This is a genomic window from Paenibacillus sp. J2TS4 (assembly GCF_018403245.1).
GTDB lineage: Bacteria > Bacillota > Bacilli > Paenibacillales > NBRC-103111 > Paenibacillus_L.
Genome location: NZ_BOSH01000001.1, coordinates 34,968 through 57,757, shown reverse-complemented (window position 1 = coordinate 57,757; position 22,790 = coordinate 34,968). Strand labels below are relative to the sequence as shown.

Below are 22,790 nucleotides of genomic sequence, written 5' to 3'. Positions count from 1 at the left end.
AAATGAATCACATACTACATGCACAAAGGTTTGATCGTACAAAACCTTTCATTGGACGGCAAAAAGAATTGAGTGATCTTACCAACTGGTTGGATGACCCACAGGCCCCAATGCAAATTTTTCATCTGTCGGGCATGGGGGGAATCGGTAAGAGCTCGCTAATGGCTGAAATGATGCTGGTTGCGCGCCAATACAATACAACCTGTATCTGGCTGGATGGCCGCTCATGCACACAAACTCCCGTAGATTTCCTAGAATATATCTCTTCTACGATTAGCCTGGAGTTTTGGAACAATAATAGGTACTCCCAGCCCTTAGAATTACTGTTTTCGGCAAATGCCGAACAACGATTACTGCTCTGCATAGATAATTACGAGCATCTGTCATTACTTGAAGGCTGGATGATGAAAGTCTTTCTACCGAAGTTGCCGCTAGCTGGAATCGCTATTATTCTGGCATCCCGTGTCCCTCTGTCTCTCGCTTGGAAAATGAATCGATTCTGGAGCGGTTATGTTACTGAGATGCCTCTGACCCATTTTTCCTATGAAGAATCTGAGGCGTATATCCGCTCTATTGGAATCATTCAACAAAAATTGTCAAGAGCGCTTGTGCGGGCCTCGAACGGACATCCATTAGCATTGGCCCTGACAGTAGAAGCTGCACTTAAGAAGAAGGAGTTATCGCCTTCGGACAAGCAGATCGTCTCCCAAACCATCAGTGCTCAATTATTGAGAGATATGACATCCTTGGAATTGCTTCCGATCATCGATGCGCTAATCGTTCTCCAGCATGCTAATCAGGAAATGCTATCTCAGTTTCTAGAGCAAGAGGTCACTTTACAGCAATATCGGGCTATGCAAGAGATGTCTTTCATCAAGACCGGAACCGAGGGGTTGGCCTTGCACGATCTGGCCCGCATGCATTTAATCCAGGATTTAAGGATAAGAGAGCCTCATCGACTCATCGCATTACAAGCCAAGGCGATAGCATTCCTTTATAGGAAATTGCAGTCGACAGAACAAAGCTCACGAAGAGAAGTCGCCTCGCGGATGCTAATCCTCTGCAAGGACTCCCTGCAGTTGGACCGGATGTACGCGGATTTAACCGTAGAACCACATCAGTCCTTTTTGGAATCCATAAGAACTGGCGACCTGCCAATCCTCCATCAAATCCTTGACCAATGGTGCGAGTATAGTGTTGACCCTTGGCAAAGCTCCTTGTACCATGCATTTCTTGATGAGTTAGCTGAACGGTTTCCAGAAAGCATTGTCGTTTTGCGCGGATCTGACGATATGCCTATCGCAATGTTTATTGCCGTACTCTTGTATGAAAAGACAACCGAACTGCTGACTAAATATTTCCCTAATGAGCTTTCTGAGTGCTGCGATCCTGACGAATTATTGTGCGATCCTGACAAGGCAGATACGTTCTATGCCGTATTAGGAGCCGCCACCAACGATCATCCGGTACTGACCCGCGAGGAACTCGTAGGTTTGCTGACATTAGATCGATTATCATTGCTTGGTGAGGGATCGCGAGCTGTTCTGGTAGCGACAAATTCAAACCTGAAGCGGTTTCTCCTGCAACTTGGCTTCAGCCTTCGCCCAACGCTCTCTAGGGCTTGCGATACTTCCTATGCACAAGCAGATGTACTTGAATTGGATCTTCGCAACGATGGATTCGGTAAATGGATCATGACCTTATTCCCTGAACCACCGGGTACGGTATATAAAGAACTGTCAGAAGATGAAGTTCGCAGGCTTCTCTTGTTACTGCATAAGCCTGACGCCTTGCAAGATTTTGTCTGCTACTTTCCTGGTGTTAAGAACGGCTTGGAACTTCAGAAGCATCTTTTGTCGATTCTAGCAGACGCGTCGTACGGATTATCTGAGCAAGATCGGGGGCTTCTAAAGAATACTTACGAAGTTTACCCGGGCAACGCGGTCGCAGCAGCCAGTTCATGCCATATGAGCCGTTCTACCTACTACCGCCATCTGCGTAAAGCTTTATCCAGTTTCTCAAAATTGTTACGAATCAAGAATTAAATCGTTAAGCAGTCCAAATTTGCTAAAGTGAGACAGCAGGATCGCTACTTCGCTGTGATCGAATGATATCGATCGATGAAGACAACCCAGTAATGGAATCCACCTTCGACTTGCTATATGTATCAGATATAATGATCGTGCACTCCATGCATTGTAATGAAAGAAGTTTCCGATAATGACAGCGAACAAACAATATACAGGTTTTCCAAACTGGAAAACGCGAAGATTCCCTTCCAGGACACTTCGCGTTTTTCCATGTTTATTTTTGGATATCTAACATCCGGAGCAAAATCGCCGCCGCTTCCGCTCTCGTCGCCATGTCTTCCGGAACGAACTTATTCCCTTCACGACCGCTGGCGATGCCCAGTTCACGAATCGCTTCCACAGCCCCCTTTGCCCACTCCGGAATCGCCTCATCATCGGTAAAGCCAGTTTTCATTTTTGTCTTGAGCGGCAGTTTCATCGCTCGGGCAATCATGACTGCCATTTCTGCTCGGGTGATCTGCGCATTCGGTCGGAAGCTGCCATCTCCATATCCGTCGATAATTCCCGCCTGTACCGCCTGGGCAATCGCTTGCTTCGCCCATGCCCCGATTTGATCGTTATCAGTGAAGGTAAGCGGAGCGCCCATCTCTTCCAATTGCAAGGCACCCGTCAGCATCACCGTAAACTCCGCTCGGGTAACAGGATGATTCGGCTTGAACGTTCCGTCCGGATAACCACTGACAATGCCTTTCTCCGCGGCACGCTTGATGTTGCTTTCCGCCCAGTGTCCGGCAATGTCGGTAAATTCGATGACTGGTTCGGATGGCTTGGGTGCTTCACGGTAAATAGTCAGCGTGTATTTCTTCTTTGTACCATTCTCCGCCTGTACCGTTAACACAAACGTATTGTCGCCCTCCTCCAGATGTACTTTCGTTCTGTCCGTAATCACTTTTTCTTTCAACATCAGCTTCGCCCCAGAGTGTGCAGGTTTTGCTGCAATCTCGACCTGCTCGGCTTGTGTTCGTGCCGTATAACTTGTCGTACCAGTTGCAAACGATGGGCTGAGTTCCAACTTCTTATCCTTATCCCATACCCTCAATTCTTCAAGATCGGCGTTACTGGATAACGCTCGGCCTCCTGCGGAACCACTGCCTCCGGAACCGCCTCCTCCACTCGAAGATCGGGCTGTTGTTACCTGCTTACTGAGTGGCGCACTCTCGTTACCCGCCGCGTCATAAGCCGTGACTTTGAACATGTACGTCGTAATGCCCGACAGGCTGTCGACTGTGGTTGCATATACGTTCCCGCTTACCGTCATACGCTCCTTGTCATCGACGTAGATCCGGTAGCCCGTCACACCGACGTTATCCGTCGCTGTTGGCCATGACAGCTTCACGCTATTTTTCGTGATACCCGATACAGTTAGCTGACTGCCGCTTGGCCATTGTGGTGCTTCGGTGTCCGGTTTCGATGGCTGCGGCAGCGTCTTGGCCGATGCGGTCAGTGCCGCACTTTCGTTACCCTCTGCATCGAAAGCCGTGACTCTGAGCGTGTAATTCGTATTGGCCGTTAAGCCAGTGATGGTGGTTAGGTATACGTTCCCGCTTACCGTTGTTCGTTCCTTGCCATCGACGTAGATTCGGTAGCCCGCCACACCAACATTATCCGTCGCTATTGGCCATGACAGTTTCATGCTCGTTTGCGTGATGTCCGACACGGTCAGCTTGCTGCCATCCGACCATTTCGGTGCTTCCGTGTCCGACTCCGTTGGCTGCGGCATTGTATTGGCCGAAGCGGTCAATGCATCGCTTACGTTCCCCGCCGCATCATAAGCCGTGACTTTGAACGTATAGGATGTATTAGCGGTCAGACCGTCGATGGTGATTGCATGTACATTGCCAGCTACCTTTTCGCGCTCAGTTCCGTTGACATAGATCCGGTAGGCGATCACAGCAACATTATCCGTCGCACTTGGCCATGTCAGTTTCACGCTCGTTTGCGTCACATCCGAAACCATCAGTTCACTGTCATCCGGCCATTGCGGTGCTTCTGTGTCTGGTTCCGACGGCTGCGGCAATGTCGTAGCCGAAGCGGTCAATGCATCACTTACATTCCCCGCCGCATCAAAAGCCGTGACTTTGAACGTGTAGGATGTATTAGCAGTCAAACCGTTGATCATGATTCCATTTCCACTGCCGCCTACCGTTTTGTACTCGAAGTCATCTACATAAATCCGGTAGCCCGTCACTCCTACGTTATCCGTTGCTCTCGGCCAAGACAGCTTCACGCTCGTTTGCGTCACATCCGAAACCGTCAGTTCACTGTCATCCGGCCATTGCGGCGCTTCTGTGTCTGGTTCCGACGGCTGCGGCAATGTCTTGGCCGAAGTAGTCAATGCCGCGCTTTCATTCCCTGCTTCGTCGTAAGCCGTTACCTTGAACGTATAACTCGTTTCTGCCGTCAGGCCAGTGACGATGATTGCATTCTCGCTGCCGCCTGCCGTTTTGTACTCGACGTCATCTACATAAATCCGGTAGCCGGTCACTCCCACGTTATCCGTCGCGCTCGGCCATGAAAGTTTCACGCTCGTCTGCGCCACATCCGAAACCGTCAGTTCACTGTCATCCGGCCATTGCGGCGCTTCGGTGTCCGGGTCCGTCGGCTGCGGCAGCGTCTTGGCCGATTCGGTCAGTCCCGCGCTTTCATTCCCTGCCTCGTCGTGAGCCGTAACTTTGAACGTATAACTCGTTTCTGCCATCAGACCATTAACGATGAGTACATTTTCGCTGCCGCCTGCCGTTTTGTATTCGACGTCATCTACATAAATCCGGTAGCCCGTCACTCTCACGTTATCCGTCGCGCTTAGCCATGAAAGTTTCACGCTCGTCTGCGTCACATCCGAAACCGTCAGTTCGCTACCATCCGGCCATTGCGGCGCTTCGGTGTCCGGGTCCGTCGGCTGCGGCAGCGTCTTGGCCGATTCGGTCAGTCCCGCGCTTTCATTCCCTGCCTCGTCGTGAGCCGTAACTTTGAACATATAACTCGTTTCTGCCGTCAGACCAGTGACAATGATTGCATTCTCACTGCCGCCTGCCGTTTTGTACTCGACGTCATCTACATAAATCCGGTAGCCGGTCACTCCCACGTTATCCGTCGCGCTCGGCCAGGACAGCTTCACACTCGTCTGCGCCACATCCGAAACCGTCAGTTCACTGTCATCAGGCCATTGCGGCGCTTCGGTGTCCGGCTCTGACGGTTCCGGCAATGTCTTGGCCGAAGTAGTCAATGCCGCACTTTCGTTCCCCGCCGCATCATAAGCCATCACTTTAAATGTATAGGTCGTCTCTGCTGCCAGACTGGTCACAGTGGTTCCATTGACGCCGCCGCCTACCGTTTCGTGCTCGGTTCCGTTGACATAGATCCGGTAACCCCTTACGCCCACGTTATCCGTCGCTGTTGGCCACGACAGCTTCACGCTCGTGTACGTGATGTCCGAAACCGTCAGTTCACTGTCATCCGGCCATTGCGGCGCTTCGGTGTCCGGCTCTGACGGTTCCGGCAATGTCTTGGCCGAAGTAGTCAATGCCGCACTTTCGTTCCCCGCCGCATCGTAAGCTATCACTTTAAACGTATAGGTCGTCTCTGCTGCCAGACTGGTCACGGTGGTTCCATTGACGCCGCCGCCTACCGTTTCGTGCTCGGTTCCGTTGACATAGATCCGGTAACCCCTTACGCCCACGTTATCCGTCGCTGTTGGCCACGACAGTTTCACGCTCGTTTGTGTAATATCCGACACGGTCAGTTCACTGCCATTCGGCCATTGTGGTTCTTCGGTGTCCGGGTCGGGCTGCTTTGCTTTCGGCGTTACCGGATTCGATGGGGCTGATGGAACCGAGTTTCCCACTTTATTCGTCGCTTCAACCGTGAACCTATACGTCGTACCGTTCGTCAAGCCGGTAACGATGATCGGACTTGAATCGCCGCTCTGTGTGATCGGCGTTGCTGTTCCGTCCACCCAGGCAGTGACAGTGTAACTTAGGATAGGGCTGCCTCCGTCATTCTCCGGCGCATGGAAGCTGACCTTCGCTTGACCGTCTTCCGCCTCAGCCATTACATCGAGGGGTGCACTGGGTACTGAAGAGACAGGATCTGCGGCAGGGATTGCAATTACTTCATCCGAGAAATCACTTGCTCCTTTTGTATTGAAGGCTTTAACCGCAAAGGCATAACTCATGTAATTCATCAAACCTGTAACGGTGTATGTGTTGACTGTTATATTCTCTTGTATCAATACCCAATCATCCGGGTTTGCCGGCGCTGATGTCCCTTCGTATTTGTACACCGCGTAGCTGTCCGCATTTGCTCCGGTGCTCCAACTCAGGGTGATTTCCCGGTCGCCAGTGGCGCTCGTCAGCTTTTCTGGCGCAGAAGGAGCGGAAGGAGCGGTGACCGGAATCGTATACGTTTCCGTCATGACGTCACTATCCGCCATGCCAGCCTTGACTGCAATCGCTTTAACCGTCATGTTTCGCGTTACAGGGATCGGTTCGTGATACAGCAAGCTGCTGCCTGGAGTTGGCGTGCTGCCATCCGTCGTGTAATAAATCGACGCTCCGGCAGTAGACGCAGACAACGAAACTGTCGTTCCCGACTCCATCTCTCCACTTGGCTTGCTAGCTGTCGGCGCGGCAGCTTGTGGAGCGACGTAAAAAGGATATGCGCCTCCAACTCCCGATCCCATTTTCGCTTCTTGCCCATCTGTCGCCATTGCGAACAGGACATGCATGCCTGGAGTCAAACCATCAAGCGAGCCTTCCCAGTTTTCCTGGCCTGAGGGTTTCGCCTTATTCCATGCGCCTTGCGAAGAATCAAGCTGGTAGTATACGTCCAGTATCCGGCCTTGAATGGGAGCGTAATTGTTTTTCGGTGTGAAACGAACGGAAGCCGTTCCATCGGTTAATCTGTTGTTCGGGAAAGCATCGATCTTCACAGGCAATGGACTCGCTGTCTCCCTTTGATGAATGGCCATCAATTGATTGGTCGTCGCCGTAGCGTAAACCTGATTTGTCGCAGGATTGACCGCTATAGCCGTCGCATTGACGGCACTCGCCAGTTTTGTCCAGGTGTTCCTCACTCCATCGAGAACCGTAATCGAATTCAATGCGGCGACATAGATTTTATCGTTTCCCTCGTCCACCGCCAACTTTTGAGGATAATCATCATCTAATGTTAATAATTGTGCGGTCGATAAGGATGCGCCGTCTATGACAGTAATGGTTCTGCCCAAAAAGTTGGAGACATAGACTTTGTTCGTTTTTTTGTTAACGGCGATCGCATAGGGTTGGTTTCCGGCGGGAACGGTACTCGTGGCATTCGACGCCCCGTCAATAATCGTAACGTTATTGCTTCCGCTATTGGCTACATAGATTTGGTTCGTTTTCTCGTTAACTGCCGCCATTTTCGGGTTTGTCCCTACCGGCACAGTAGCGGTAACCTTTTTCGTTGCGCCATTGAGAATCGAGACTGTACCATCCTGGGAATTGGTAACATACACTTTGTTGGTTAACGGATGGATAGCCACATGGACCGGACCCGAACCGACAGGCACGGTGCTTTTGTTGTTCGACGCCCCGTCAATCACAGTCACACTGCTGCTTTGATTGTTGGCGACATAAATTTGGTTTGTGATCGGATTGACAGCAATGGCGGAAGGGGACCCGCCCACAGGAACTGTTGTGACAATGGTATCGTCGGTGCCATCGATCACCGTCACAAAGCTGGGAGCTGAATCATGCACGACATAAATCCGGTTCGTCAGCGGATTTACGGCTGCCGCGATTGATCCTTCGCCAACATTCAAATTCTTTACGATGTTTAATTCTTTTGATTTCAAATCGACAATAGTTACTTCCCGACTGCCCGCATTGGTTACATACGCCTTTTGGGTAAAAGGATTGATCGCCACAAATCGGGGATTGTTCCCCGTCCCAATCCTGCTTATATCCGTACGCGTTCCGTCAATTACGGATACATTATTTTTATTCTTAGATCCGGCATAAATTTTGTTGGTGACCGGATTGACGACGAGAGGAGCATCTCCTTCTCCAATATCTACTGCCAATGTACCCAACGAATTGTTTGTATCGCCGTCAATTACCGTGACGCCGTCATTGGCGGTTACATAAATTTTATTTGTGACAGGGTTTACGACCACGTTTTTAGGTTTTGACTGCACCGGCACCGACTTTTCAATGGTTTGGTTTTTGCCGTCTATAATCAAGGCAAGCCGGTTTGACAAACCGATGGCATAAATTTTGTGTGTGATCGGATTCACAGCAATTCCTACTAAGTAGTCATTAAAAGGAATCGTATTCTTCAAAATGTCGGTATCGCCATTGATCACCGAAACGCCTCCAGCATTAGCATGAGCGATATAAACCTGGTTAGCGGCATGATCGATGGCGATCGATTCCGGATAATCTCCAACCGAAACCGACTTGCTTAATTTGCCTGTTTCCCCATCTATAATCTTTACAACATTTCCCGAGCAGGTTACATAGACTTTGTTCGTCTGCGGGTTGACGGCGATCGCACGAGGCATGCTTCCCAAATCAACGGTACTCGTCACTTCATTCGTTTCGCCGTCAATGATGGACAAACTTTTGCTTTCTTTATTGATTACGTAGATTTTGTTCAAAACCGGATTTACGGCAACTGCTATGGGGTATTTTCCCGTCCAAATGTTTCTCGTCTGTTGATTATTTCGATCAATGACCATGACGATGTCATTATCTGAAATACCACCAAGATAACTGGTGACATAGATTTTATTCGTTTTCGGATTTACAGCAACATCCAACGGCATGCCGGATAGTTGCCAACTTAGCTTTGATTGATTCGTCACACCATCAATAATCTTGAAGTTTTCTTTACCCGCATAACTGATGACATAGATTTCGTTCGTAATCGGATTCACGGCGGCTGCGCGCGGCTCGTACTTGTCTATTTCCGCAACCACCGCATCTGCCGACACGGTCTGCGGAGTATGAACAAACCCAGCGATAAGCATAACCGCGATAATCCAGATCTTGACTAATGCAGCAAACCTTCGCCTGAAGCTACTCTTCGCTATCGTTAAGAACAAACCTGCATGTGTAAGAAGTAATCCTTTTCCCATCATTCCAGTCCTCTCTATCTATTCATTCTTAGCAATCGTTACAAACAGTTGCATTTCATCCATATATTTCTGCTGCACGGGTCCTCGATAAAATTTGCAATGATAAGACAATCATCTCTATTTTATTTTGAATAGAAGTGCATATCTATTCCCCTTGGGGGCAGTTTAGGGGGTATTTTGGGGAGTAATATTCCATTGATGCTCCGACAGTGTTTTACTATAATCAATTTATGGAAAACTTCGAAAATGAAAAAGGACTTCCACCATGTATCCACCATCTGAATCCCGGCCGTTTTCTCACCTTCTGCAAACCAAATTCATATCCCCGGCGCCGGGTCAACGCTTGTGCAACGGCCATCTTTACGACGTCTTCTCGATCAGGGACTTGGCGCCAAGCTGACGTTGGTGACCGCACCGGCGGGCTTCGGCAAATCGATGCTGATCACGGAGTGGATTCGTGAGCAGTCGTATGCATACGGGTGGATTTTTCTGGACGAGCGCGACAACATTCTGGTCCGCTTCATGGAATATCTGATCGCCGCCTTACGAACGATACAACCCGGTCTCTGCGATTCCGTTTTACAGTACATTCAAGAAACGAGGAACTTCTCCGCCGAAACGGCCATGACCCTCTTGATGAACGAGGTCCAGGCACTGAACCAGGAAATCATCATCATTCTTGACGACTATCATGTGATTTGCGAGCCGTCCATCCATCATGGGCTGACATTTTTACTCACGTATCTTCCTCGAAATATGCATTTGGTCATAGCAAGCCGTTCCGAACCTAAACTGCCTTTGTCGGTGATGCTTGCCAAACGGCAGCTTGTCCGCATTTCAGCGAACGATTTGCGTTTTACGGCTGATGAAATTCGCGAGCTGTTCAAGCTAACGGTTGACAAACGTTTGACGAAGGAAGAGCTGGTCTGCCTGGAGCGTAGAACGGAAGGATGGATAGCGGGTTTGCAGAAGGTGAATTTGGAGGTTCCTTTGCGCTTGCTTAGGATGTTGTTCTGAACCTGCAAACGAGCGGTATTACATGAAGCAATATGGAAAGTGACGAAGACGCCATTATGTCCGTCCCTTCCCAAATTAGTCCAATAAACCATCATATGCATCTTTAAGTTCCCCCATTATGGACTGACCGGTTCATTCCTGTTCACCTTATGCTTTCAAAGAACAGTCGCACAACGATTGCAGATCTTTCTCCGTCTATCCTCTTCCCTACAAAAAAACAGATACAACATAGAAACTATCGTTTCTGTCGTTGTATCTGTTAACGTTCTGTCTACTCTTCTTTTTTCTCTAACATCCGAAGCAACATGACCGCCGCTTCTGCACGCGTCGCTGTCACGCTAGGCACGAACTTATTACCCTCACGGCCACTGGAGATGCCAATCGCACGAATCGCTTCCACAGAGCTTTTCGCCCACTGCGGAATCGCTTCATCGTCAGCAAAAACAGTTACGCTGTTGGCCTTGAGCGGTAGTTTGAGCGCTCGAGCGATCATAACCGCCATTTCCGCTCGGGTAATGTGCGCATTCGGACGGAAGCTTCCGTCTTCATATCCATTAATCATTTCTGTCTGTACCGCCTGAGCGACAGCTTGCTTCGCCCATTTGCCGATCTGAGCATTATCGGTGAACGTTACAGTTGCGCCTTGCTCTTCCAATTGCAAAGCTCCTGTCAGCATCACCGTAAACTCCGCTCGGGTAACAGGATGATTCGGCTTGAACGTTCCGTCCGGATAACCACTGACAATGCCTTTCGCCGCGGCGCGTTTGATGTCGCTTTCCGCCCAGTGTCCGGCGATGTCGGTGAAATGGATGGCCGGTTCCGATGGCTTGGGCGTTTCGCGGCGAATGTTCAACGTATACTCCTTCTTGCTGCCATTCTCCGCCTGTACGATCAACACCAGCTTATTTTCGCCTTCCTCCAGAAGCACTTTCGTTCTGTCCGTGATCACTTTTTCTTTCAAGATCACCTTCGCCGCGGAGTGCGCCGGTTTTACTGCAATCTCGACCTGCTCGGCTTCCGTTCGGGCCGTATAACTTGTCGTACCAGCTGCAAACGATGGGCTGAGTTCCAACTTCTTATCCTTATCCCATACCCTCAATTCTTCAAGATCGGCGTTACTGGATAACGCTCGGCCTCCTGCGGAACCACTGCCTCCGGAACCGCCTCCTCCACTCGAAGATCGGGCTGTTGTTACCTGCTTACTGAGCGGCGCACTCTCGTTACCCTCCGCGTCATAAGCCTTGACTTTGAACATGTACGTCGTATTGCCCGACAGGCTGTCGACTGTGGTTGCATATACCTTCCCACTTACCGTCATACGCTCCTTGTCATCGACGTAGATCCGGTAGCCCGTCACACCGACGTTATCCTTCGCTGTTGGCCATGACAGCTTCACGCTATTTTTCGTGATACCCGATACAGTCAGCTGACTGCCGCTTGGCCATTGTGGTACTTCGGTGTCCGGTTTCGATGGCTGCGGCAGCGTCTTGGCCGATGCGGTCAGTGCCGCACTTTCGTTACCCTCTGGATCGAAAGCCGTGACTCTGAGCGTGTAATTCGTATTGGCCGTTAAGCCAGTGATGGTGGTTAGGTATACGTTCCCGCTTACCGTTGTACGTTCCTTGCCATCGACGTAGATTCGGTAGCCCGCCACAGCAACATTATCCGTCGCACTTGGCCATGTCAGTTTCACGCTCGTTTGCGTCACATCCAAAACCATCAGTTCACTGTCATCCGGCCATTGCGGTGCTTCTGTGTCTGGTTCCGACGGCTGCGGCAATGTCGTAGCCGAAGCGGTCAATGCATCACTTACATTCCCCGCCGCATCAAAAGCCGTGACTTTGAACTTGTAGGATGTACTAGCAGTCAAACCGTTGATCATGATTCCATTTCCACTGCCGCCTACCGTTTTGTACTCGAAGTCATCTACATAAATCCGGTAGCCCGTCACTCCTACGTTATCCGTTGCTCTCGGCCAAGACAGCTTCACGCTCGTTTGCGTCACATCCGAAACCGTCAGTTCACTGTCATCCGACCATTGCGGCGCTTCGGTGTCCGGCTCCGTCGGCTGCGGCAATGTCTTGGCCGAAGTAGTCAATGCCGCGCTTTCATTCCCTGCTTCGTCGTAAGCCGTTACCTTGAACGTATAACTCGTTTCTGCCGTCAGGCCAGTGACGATGATTGCATTTTCGTTCCCGCCTGCCGTTTTGTACTCAACCTCATCTACATAAATTCGGTAGCCGGTCACTCTCACGTTATCCGTCGCGCTTGGCCATGTGAGTTTCACGCTCGTCTGCGTGATATCCGACACGGTCAACTCGCTGCCATCCTGCCATTGCGGCGCTTCGGTATCCGGCTCCGTTGGTTGCGGTATTGTCTTGGCCGAATCGGTCAATGCCTCACTTTCGTTCCACGCCGCATCATAAGCCGTGACTTTGAACGTATAAGTTGTATCTGCTGACAGACCAGTCACGGTGGTCCCATAGACACCGCCGCCTACCGTTTCGCGCTCGGTTCCGTTGACATAGATTCGGTAGCCGGTCACTCCCACGTTATCTGTCGCGTTTGGCCATGAAAGCTTCACGCTCGTTTGCGTAATATCCGACACAATCAGTTCGCTGCCAACCGGCCATTTCGGGGCTTCGGTATCCGACCCAGGCTGCTGATCTGTCGGCGTTACAGGATTCGAATGCGCCGATGGAATCGAGTCTCCCACCCCATTCGTCGCCACTACCGTGAACGTATACGTCGTGCCGTTCGTCAAGCCGGTCATAATGATCGGGCTTGAATCACCGCTCTTTGTAGGGGTTGCGATTCCATTCACCCAGGCCGTGACCGTATACTGCAGGATATTGCTGCCTCCATCATCCCCCGGGGCTTCGAAGCTAACCTTCGCTTGACTGTCTCCCGCTTCCGCTAGGACATTGACAGGTTGCCCCGGCACGGCAGGAGTTGAAGATCCAACAGGTGTCGCGATCACCGCGTTTGAAAAGCCGCTTGCTCCATTTGCATTAACAGCTTTCTCTGCGAATGCATAGTTCGTGCCGTTCGTCAAGCCGGTGACAGTGTATGTGGTCGCAGTTACATCCTGTTGTAAGAGAGTCCAGTCGTTTGCATTCGATGGCGCTGATGCTCCCTCGTATTTATACACGTTGTAGCTTTGTGCATTTGCTACAGTGCTCCAGTTCAGGGTGACCTGTTTGTCTCCCGCAGCACCTGTCACGTTTTCCGGCGAGGACGGTGCAGGTAGCTGAACTGTATACTGTTCCATCATTGCATCGCTATCGATCATGCCGTCCTTCACGGCAATGGCCTTGATCGTCATCGCTGCGGTGACTATGATCGGTTCCGTATATTTGGTGCTGCTGTTTGATGGGGTACTGCCATCCAGCGTATAGTAGATCGCTGCGCCATCCGTCGTTGTCGTCAATGTCACCCACGTACCAGGCTCCACTTCCCCTCCCGGCGGACTCGCCACCGGCGGGGCTGTACGCCCAGCGCCGTCAATGACCGTCACGTTGTGGCTGCCGTTATTGGCGACATAGATTTTGTTTGTCACCGGATTCACCGCGATGGCCAAAGGATATGATCCTACCTCCACCGTTGTCGTCGTGTTGCTCGCGCCGTCAATGACCGTCACGTCGTGGCTGTTAAGATTGGCGACATAGATTTTGTTCGTCACCGGATTCACCACGACGGCCGAAGGAGCGGTTCCCGCCTCTACCGTTGTCGGTGTGTTACTCGTGCCGTCAATGACCGTTACGTTGTTGCTGTTAGAATTGGCGACATAGATTTTGTTCGTTACTGGATTCACCGCGATGGCTCGAGGAAGGATTCCCACCTCTACCGTTGTCGTGGTATTGCTCGCGCCGTCAATGACCGTTACGTCGTTGCTGCCATTATTGGCGATATAGATTTTGTTCGTCACCGGATTCACTGCGATGGCCTGAGGAGAGATACCCACCCCTACCGTCTTCCTTGTGTCGTTCGCGCCGTCAAGGACCATCACGTTGTTGGTGCCAAAATTGGTGACATAGATTTCGTTCGTCACCGGATTCACCGCAATGCTCTGAGGACCGGAATATCCGGTGAACAAATCCGTCGTGTCGTTCGCACCGTCAATGACCGTCACGCTGTTGCTGCTAGAATTGACGACATAGATTTTGTTCGTCACCGGATTCACCGCGATGGCTCGAGGAGATCTTCCAACCTCTACCATCTTCGTTGTGTCGTTCATGCCGTCAATGATCGTCACGTTGTTGCTGTAAGAATTGGTGACATAGATTTTGTTCGTTACCGGATTCACCGCGATGTCCGAAGGAAAGGTACCCACTCCTACCGTCTTCGTTGTGCCGTTCGCGCCGTCAATGACCGTCACGTTGTGGCTGCGAAAATTGACGACATAGATTTTGTTCGTCACCGGATTCACCGCGACGGCCTGAGGATTGGTTCCCGCCTCTATGAGATTCAAACTCGTATCTGCAAAAGACGATTGCTGCGCCGAAAAAAACGCTGAAATCAGCAGAACGAATACGAAAATCTTTTGTAGCACTTCAACAGGCCTGCTTCTGCGTGACTCCTCCATTAAGCTGCTCCGTTTCATTTTTGTTTCCCCCTGTTCCTTGTCGCGACTTTTCCCCATTCCAGCCATTCATCCCGGTAACGCTTACCGTCGCTTCTTTGTCTTCGGCTACCGTCACGGGATCGATAGAGAGGACCGGCCCGCCGACACATAGGCTGTGTTGGCACGATGGCTATAGTCCGACAAATCGCGCCAGATTTATCTATTCGCAGTTGTGCTTCCGAACAGGGAAAACGCTGCCGTAATGATTATGGCGCATAAAACTATTTTATTTTTAATATGAGTGCATATCTATTCCCCTTGGGGGAAGTTTAGGGGGTATTTTGGTGAGTAATATTCCATTGATGCACCGACAGTGTTTTACTATAATCAATTTATGGAAAACTTCGAAAATGAAAAAAGGACTTCCACTATGTACCCACAATCTGAATCCCGGCCACTTTCTCATCTTCTGCAAACCAAATTGCATATCCCCGGCACCGGGTCAACGCTTGTGCAACGGCCATCTTTACGACGTCTTCTCGATCAGGGACTTGGCGCCAAGCTGACGTTGGTGACCGCACCGGCGGGCTTCGGCAAATCGACGCTGATCACGGAGTGGATTCGTCAGCAGCCGTATTCATACGGATGGATTTCTTTGGACGGGCGTGACAACGATCTGGTTCGCTTCATGGAATATCTGATCGCCGCGTTGCGACCGATACAACCCGGGCTCTGCGATTCCGTGTTGCAGTACATTCAAGAAACGAGGAACCTCTCCGTTGAAACGGCCATGACCCTCTTGATGAACGAGGTCCAGGCACTGAATCAGGAAATCATCATCATACTTGACGACTATCATGTGATTTGCGAGTCGTCCATCCATCATGGGCTGACTTTTTTACTCACGTATCTTCCTCGAAATATGCATATGGTCATAGCAAGCCGTTCCGAACCTCAACTGCCTTTGTCGGCGATGCTTGCCAGACGGCAGCTTGTCCGCATTTCAGCGAACGATTTGCGTTTTACGGCTGACGAAATTCGCGAGCTGTTCGAGCTAACGGTTGAGAAACGTTTGACGAAGGAAGAACTGGCCTGCCTGGAGCGTAGAACGGAAGGATGGATAGCGGGATTGCAAATGATCCTTCTTTCGGGCGGGGAGTACGGCGTAAGTACGACGGAAACCAACCTCTTCATAGACTCATTCAAGCAGCATCCGTCAGAAGAGGTGGAAGGAGATATTGCCGATTATTTGACGGAAGAAGTGTTGGCCCGACAGTCGCCTGACGTGCAGCAATTTTTGCTCAAGACGGCTGTGCTTGAACGGATGAACGAGTCTTTATGCCGACACATCATCCAGAAGGAAAGCGGCCAGTCGTTGTATGAAGCGGTTCAAGCCGGATTGTTCCTGATTCCGCTGGACCGGGACCGCGTATGGTACAGATATCACCATATGTTCGGTCGTTTGCTCTATAATCGCTTAACCCGTCAGTATGCCGAAATCGTTCCTGAACTGCACCGGCGTGCAAGTGAATGGTTCAGGATCAACGGCTATACTGTGGAAGCGGTCGAACATGCAGTAGCCGCGACCGATTTCAATACGGCTTGCGAGCTTATTGTACAAGAAGCTTCGGAACTGCTCCGTAATGAAATGCATATGCTGTTGCGCTGGTTTGGACAATTTCCCGAGAACTTGCTCACACATAACCCCGCACTCGCTGTTCTGTATGCCTGGTCGCTGGCCACGTTCGATCGACTTGAGGAAGCGGAGGACGTCCTTGATCGCGCGGAGCCGTATCTTGATACGGGGGAAACTGAACTCCAATCGCTTAACGGCGAAGATATACTCGGCTATTTCGCGGCTATGCGATGCATGATTTGCTTGGGCCGGAACGAGACAGAGAAAGCGGTTGTTTACAACGAAGAGATCATGAGAAGGCTCGGAGGAGTCGGCAATATTTCCACCGCGTATATTGTGGGCTATAACCATGACGGAGAATCGCTGCTAAGAGGGAGATTCGGATTTTTCGGGGGACTGAAACAAACATTAGCGATCTATCCTCCCCTGATCGCACGTTGGCAATCGGCACATGACCATTTTTATGGCTACTTGCATACGGCGATTGGAGAGTGTTACTACGAACGAGATGACTTGGCACAAGCGGAGAAATACGTCAACATAGGAGCATCGGTTGGTTTGAAATGCGAAAATGCCGGGATTTTCGTGCCGGCTTTGCTCACAAAGGCTCGCATGAGCCTGGCCCATGGCGAGCAGGAAGCAGCCTTTGCCCTTGTACAAGAGGTTCGCAATCAGGCGTTGAGGATACACGCTCTTTCGTTTATGCCGGTTATCGACGCTTTTGAGGCCAGACTGTTCATTCGGGCGGGTCAACCCCAGCATGCCGCAAGATGGGCCGAAAACTGCCGTCTGCAAGTGGATGGATGGATCGATCCTTCCCGTGAGTTTGAGCAAATTACTTTGCTCCGTCTGCTTGTTTCCTTGGATGATGGAGAAACGGCATACCGTTATGCGGAGCGTTTGGTGCAAGTATACGAGTTGAAAAACCGTAAAGCGGCGGTAGTTGAAATCAGAATCGTTCAGGCGCTCCTTTTGGAAAGGCAAAAAAATCTTTCTGCTGCGGTTAAAAAGCTTGATCAATCGTTGGTCCGGGCTTTCTCAGAAGGTTATATTCGTTTGTTTGCAGACGAGGGAGCAAAACTTTATCGTCTCTTGACCTTATGGAAAAGGCAACGTAGCAGTGTGTCAAAAAGGGCGCAAGACCCTTTTTTTCAAGATTACACTGATACGCTTTTTTCCTTTTTTCAAGAGGAAGACGGTGCCTCTCCGCAACATCTGCTTTCCAGGCTTACGAGACAGGAAATGAACGTATTGAATCTGTTGGCGCAAGGATTCGCAAACAGGGACATCGCCGAAACGCTAAGCACCTCTACGGAAACGGTGAAACGGCACTGCAAAAATATTTACAAGAAGCTATCGGTATCTAATCGACATGAAGCTGTCTCTTTATTGAGCGATCACTTTATCGTTTAACATCCGGAGCAGCATGGCCGCTGCTTCTGCACGCGTTGCTGTATCGTTCGGAACGAAGCGATTCCCGCCTCGGCCAGAGATGATGCCAATCTCACGAATCGCTTCGATAGCGCTTTTCGCCCACTTGGGAATCGATTCATCGTCAGCAAAAACAGATACGCTGTTGGCCTTGAGCGAGGGTTTGAGCGCTCGAGCGATCATAACCTCCATTTCTGCCCGGGTAATCTGTGCATTTGGGCAGAAGCTTCCGTCTCCATATCCATTAATCATTTCTGCCTGTACCGCCTGAGCGACAGCTTGCTTCGCCCATTTACCGATCTGATCGTTATCGATGAACGTTACAGTTGCGCCTTGCTCTTCCAATTGCAAAGCGTAATACAAAATTTGGAAAGTTAAACAAAGCCAAAGGAACAAAAAACTATAGCAGTTATTCAGACTACATAAAAAACATCTGAAGGAAAATTTTAAACAGTTCTTCGTGGTCGATCATTCCATCGGAGCACATTGAAAATAAGAACAGAATCATGTTTCCAAGTTGTAAGCATAGTGTTTTGATTGAAGACTGCCTTCAACTGCAACAACAGTGAAAACAAGGATATCCGATCCTGGCTTGTATTGAGTAAGCGTAAACAGTCCACAACATCACGGTTGAAGTGATCCAAAACTCAAATTGATGAGGTAACGACCCAAGAGGGAGAAGACCTGCTTACAAGTTTCTGATAAATCCACGTGTTGAATGGGAACTGAGGTGATCTGTTTCCACCCCACATTTTATCCTGACAAAAAAACTATCTCCCTACCTGTGAGATCCACAAAAATACTTACAAAAATAACAAGTGCGATAGGCCTGGATGAACTGCCCTCGCACTTGTTGGATTGCTTATTTACCTCTTTCGATCATACGTAGTAATATCACCGCCGCTTCGGCACGAGTTGCCTTTTCGTTCGGCACGAAGCGATTCCCGCCGCGACCATCGACGATGCCAATCCCACGAATCGCTTCCACAGCGCCTTTTGCCCACTGAGGAATCGATTCATCATCAGTAAAACCAGCCACGGTATTGGCATTAAGCGGCAGTTTCAGCGCTCGGGCGATCATGACCGCCATTTCGGCTCGGGTGATCTGCGCATTCGGTCGGAAGCTGCCATCCCCATATCCGCTGACAATGCCCGCTTTTACTGCTTTGGCGACTGTTTGCTTCGCCCATATTCCGATTTGATCTTGATCGGTGAACGTGAGCGTTGAGCCTTCTTCTTCCAACTGCAAGGCACCAAACAGCATTACCGTAAACTCTGCCCGGGTGACGGGATGGTTCGGTCTGAATGTTCCATCTGGGTAACCACTAACGATGCCTTTTGCCGCGGCACGCTTGATGTTGCTCTTTGCCCAGTGACCAGCGATGTCAGTAAATTCGATAACTGGCTCGGAGCGCTTAGGTGTTTCACGGTAAATGGTGAGCGTGTATTTCTTCTTCGTACCATTCTCCGCTTGTACCGTCAACACAAACGTATTATCGCCTTCATCCAGATTTGCTTTGGTTCTATCCGTAATGACTTTATCCTTCAGTATCACTTTTGCTGCAGAGTGCGCCTCTTTCGCCACAATCTCGATCTGCTCAGCTTCTGTTCGAGCTGTATAACCTGTCGTTCCCGAATCAAATGATGGGCTGAGCTTCAGCTTCTTGCCGCCCACCCATACTTGCAGATCAACAAGATCAGCATTGCCCGATAACGTGCGGCCGCCTCCGAAGCCACCACCTGAACCGCCTCCTCCGCCACTCGATGATCGGGCAGTCGTTGCTTTGGCGCTGAGCGGCTCACTTTCGCTCCCGACTGCGTTGAACGCTTTGACGGTAAACGTATAGAAGGTACCTGCTTTAAGACCCGTGACGGTTTGTTCGTACACGCTGCCGGTAACGGTCTGAGCTTCCCTGCTGTCGACATAGATGCGGTAACCGATCACCCCGTTGGTATCCTGCGCTTCTGGCCAGGATAGTTTTACGCTTGTTTTGGTGATATCCGAAACCGTCAGTTCACTGCCATTCGGCCAGATCGGTGATTTGGGGTCCGGCCCAGATGGCCTGACGACCACTTTTACTTTCGCTGTCAAGTCCTGCGGATTCGATACGTCCTGTGCCAGCGTGCCAGTAAAAGTATACTCTCTAGCTGTGTTACCGTTATATGCCGGGATTCCATCATCCCATGATACACCAAGGCTTCGGTTAGTTTGATCACTTAGTGTGACTTGAACGGTGGACGGCAATGGCAGTGCCGAACGTTCCGTACCATAGGCTACCTCAATATCGTCAAGCGACTCAATGCTTGATACAACTGGAGGCTCTGCTGGTTTCGGGTGCACGACCACTTTCACTTCCGCCGTCAAGCCCTGCGGATTCGATACGTCCTGTGAAAGTGTTCCAGTGAACGTATACTCTCCAGCTGTAGTGCCGTTATATGCCGGGCTTCCATTATCCCACGTTACACCAAGACTACGGTTAGTTTGATCGCTTAATGTAACCTGAACCGTCGATGGCAATGGCAACGATGAACGTTCCGTGCCGTACGAAACTTCGATGTCATCCTGTGATTCTACGCTTTCCACTACTAGCGGCTCCGCTGGCTTCGGATGAACGATCACCTTCACTTCCGCCGTTAAGTTCTGCGGATTCGATACGTCCTGCGACAGGGTTCCGGTGAACGTATATTCTCCGGCTGTATTACCGTTGTATAACGGGCTCCCTTCGTCCCACGTTACACTAAGATTTCGGTTAGTTTGATCGCTTAACGTGACCTGAACCGTATGTGGCAATGGCAGATCCAAACGTCCCGTACCATAGGAAACCTCAATATCGTTGAGCGACTCAACGCTTGATACTACTGGAGGCTCTGCTGGTTTCGGGTGCACGACCACTTTCACTTCCGCCGTCAAGCCCTGCGGGTTTGACACGTCCTGCGCTAGGTTTCCGGTAAACGTATATTCTCCATCCGTATTGCCGTTATATACCGGGTTTCCATCATCCCACGTTACACCAAGATTTCGAATACTTTGATCGCTTAGCGTGACCTGAACCATTGAAGGCAATGACAGAGCCGAACGTTCCGTACCATGGGAAACCTCAATATCTTCGAGAGACTCAACGCTTGATACTACTGGAGGCTCTGTTGGCTTCGGATTCACCTCAAAGCTCACTATTGCACTAGCCGTCTTGAAGTCGTCGATTCCGTTTGTCGTGCCATCATCCTGTACGGTATAAGAAAACCGAGCTGTACCAGCAAATGTCGGATCCAAATCGAACTCTATCTGCCCGTTAACGATGGCAACAGTTCCACCAACAGCATTATCAACATTAATAATCGTTAGGGATTGCGATGATTCGTTAGCAGGACCCGCGGAATCATTCATGAGCAAATCCGCAAAGGCAATGACAACTGTGCCGCCTGCTTTTGCCACTTTTGGTAACGTATCATTGACTGCCACTGGCGGATCGTTCACTTCACTGACCGTAATCGAAACATGCGCTGGCGGACTCAATCCCGCTCCAGCGTTATCATGGGTAGCCTGCACCTGGAACGAGAATACGTCACCAGCTGGAGAGTTTGCATCAGCCTCAGGTGTAAACTTTAAGCCAGCGCCACCTTCTGAAGTGGTTATGAAATCTCCACTATGGATTTGAGTCACACCGTTATTCTTGTACAGTGTACCGCCAACAATCGCGCTAATCTTATAATGCATTACATTACCGGACTCTTCCGGATGTGGCGTGATGATGAGCCCGCTTGTACTCTGTGTATCTTCTGCGGTAGAAGCATCGGTAATGACAGGAGCTCTAGCATCCTCTGGAACCCATTTGGCAAATAAAACAACATTTTCTTCTCCGATTGTGACTTGACTATTGACGGCATAATCTTCGCCGCTGCCATCAGCAGCACTATTCCATCCGTCAAAACGATACCCTTCTCTTTCCAACATTCCTGTATTCCCTAATACCGTTGCTTGCTCCCACCTCACATACAAATTATCGTCAATGGGGACATTCCCACCACTATGGCCATTTCCATCGTAAACAACACGATTCGTAAATGGCTCAAAAAGATAGCCTTTGTATAGGGAATTGTATTGCACATGTAATTGAGCGGTCGAGTTTGCATGCCCGTAAATCGTTAATTGGGATCCGATATTCGGGAATGAAACACTGCTCAACTGGGTTGTACTTGAAAGAATCCTTACTTCTGATAATTGCGTATTACCAGTGAATGCATAGTCATCTATTTTGATCACGCTTTTGGGAAGCGTTACCGCCGTTAATTTATTATAAGCAAATGCATACTGATCTATCTTCGTCATACTATCAGGGATGGTTAAACTTGCTATTTGATTATAGGCAAATGACCATTGACCGACACTTGTGATTCCATTAGGTAGCGTTAGAATTGTAAGTTTGTTGTATCCAAAGGCTTGAAAACCAATATCACTTACACTATCCGGGATGATCAAAGTTGAAAGGGAATTATGAATGAATCCATACCTCCCAATATGTATTAGACTATCCGGTAGTTCTATACTTGTAAGTTTATTATTACCAAATGCATAATCCCCAATCTGTTCTAACCCATTTTGCAATGTTACACTTACAAGATTATTGTATTGAAATGCTTCATCTCCGATACTAACGATAGTATTAGGAAACTCCACGCTTGCGAGGGATTTGTTGTAAAAAGCTTTCTTCCCAATAGCTGTTACATCTCTATTATTCAACTGATTTGGGATAATCACATTCCTTGCTGAACCCTTGTATTTTGTAATCGTGACTGTACCATCCTCGTTTTCACTCCATTCGTAATCCGCTTCATTCGCATAAGCCTCATACCCAACTGAAAGAATAGTAAAGAAAAGTAACAAACTGAATAACCCAAATCGAATGCCCCACCTCATGATGAGTTCATTCCACCTTT

General features: G+C 49.8%; 7 protein-coding genes. 3 read left to right on the top strand and 4 right to left on the bottom strand.

Annotated elements, in window-relative coordinates; all coding sequences use genetic code 11:
- Positions 1 to 2 precede the first annotated feature (2 nt).
- A complete protein-coding gene (locus KJS69_RS00215; RefSeq protein ID WP_213581061.1) occupies positions 3 to 2,045 on the top strand; it encodes an ATP-binding protein in 2,043 nt (680 codons plus the stop codon).
- A gap of 259 nt (positions 2,046 to 2,304) precedes the next feature.
- Here the strand turns inward: KJS69_RS00215 and KJS69_RS00210 are convergent, their stop codons facing one another.
- Complete coding sequence (locus tag KJS69_RS00210; RefSeq protein ID WP_213581060.1) at positions 2,305 to 9,210, bottom strand: fibronectin type III domain-containing protein; 6,906 nt, start codon at positions 9,208 to 9,210, stop codon at positions 2,305 to 2,307.
- A 342-nt stretch (positions 9,211 to 9,552) separates the two neighbouring features.
- On the opposite strand from KJS69_RS00210, the gene KJS69_RS00205 reads away from it, so the two are divergent.
- Complete coding sequence (locus tag KJS69_RS00205) at positions 9,553 to 10,224, top strand: MalT transcriptional regulator family protein (protein ID WP_213581059.1); 672 nt, start codon at positions 9,553 to 9,555, stop codon at positions 10,222 to 10,224.
- A 271-nt stretch (positions 10,225 to 10,495) separates the two neighbouring features.
- On the opposite strand, the gene KJS69_RS00200 is transcribed toward KJS69_RS00205, so the two are convergent.
- Positions 10,496 to 14,827 carry a fibronectin type III domain-containing protein gene (locus KJS69_RS00200; protein ID WP_213581058.1) on the bottom strand — a complete coding sequence of 1,444 codons (4,332 nt, stop codon included), beginning with the start codon at positions 14,825 to 14,827 and terminating at the stop codon, positions 10,496 to 10,498.
- A 391-nt stretch (positions 14,828 to 15,218) separates the two neighbouring features.
- On the opposite strand from KJS69_RS00200, the gene KJS69_RS00195 reads away from it, so the two are divergent.
- Positions 15,219 to 17,837 carry a winged helix-turn-helix domain-containing protein gene (locus KJS69_RS00195; protein ID WP_213581057.1) on the top strand — a complete coding sequence of 873 codons (2,619 nt, stop codon included), beginning with the start codon at positions 15,219 to 15,221 and terminating at the stop codon, positions 17,835 to 17,837.
- Here KJS69_RS00195 and KJS69_RS00190 read toward each other — a convergent pair.
- Together KJS69_RS00190 and KJS69_RS00185 are read right to left on the bottom strand one after the other, a co-directional pair.
- Complete coding sequence (locus KJS69_RS00190) at positions 17,811 to 18,218, bottom strand: S-layer homology domain-containing protein (RefSeq protein ID WP_213581056.1); 408 nt, start codon at positions 18,216 to 18,218, stop codon at positions 17,811 to 17,813. The genes KJS69_RS00195 and KJS69_RS00190 overlap by 27 nt on opposite strands.
- A gap of 499 nt (positions 18,219 to 18,717) precedes the next feature.
- Positions 18,718 to 22,770, bottom strand: coding sequence for an Ig-like domain-containing protein (locus KJS69_RS00185; RefSeq protein ID WP_213581055.1), 4,053 nt, complete (start codon positions 22,768 to 22,770; stop codon positions 18,718 to 18,720).
- Positions 22,771 to 22,790: the final 20 nt, after the last annotated feature.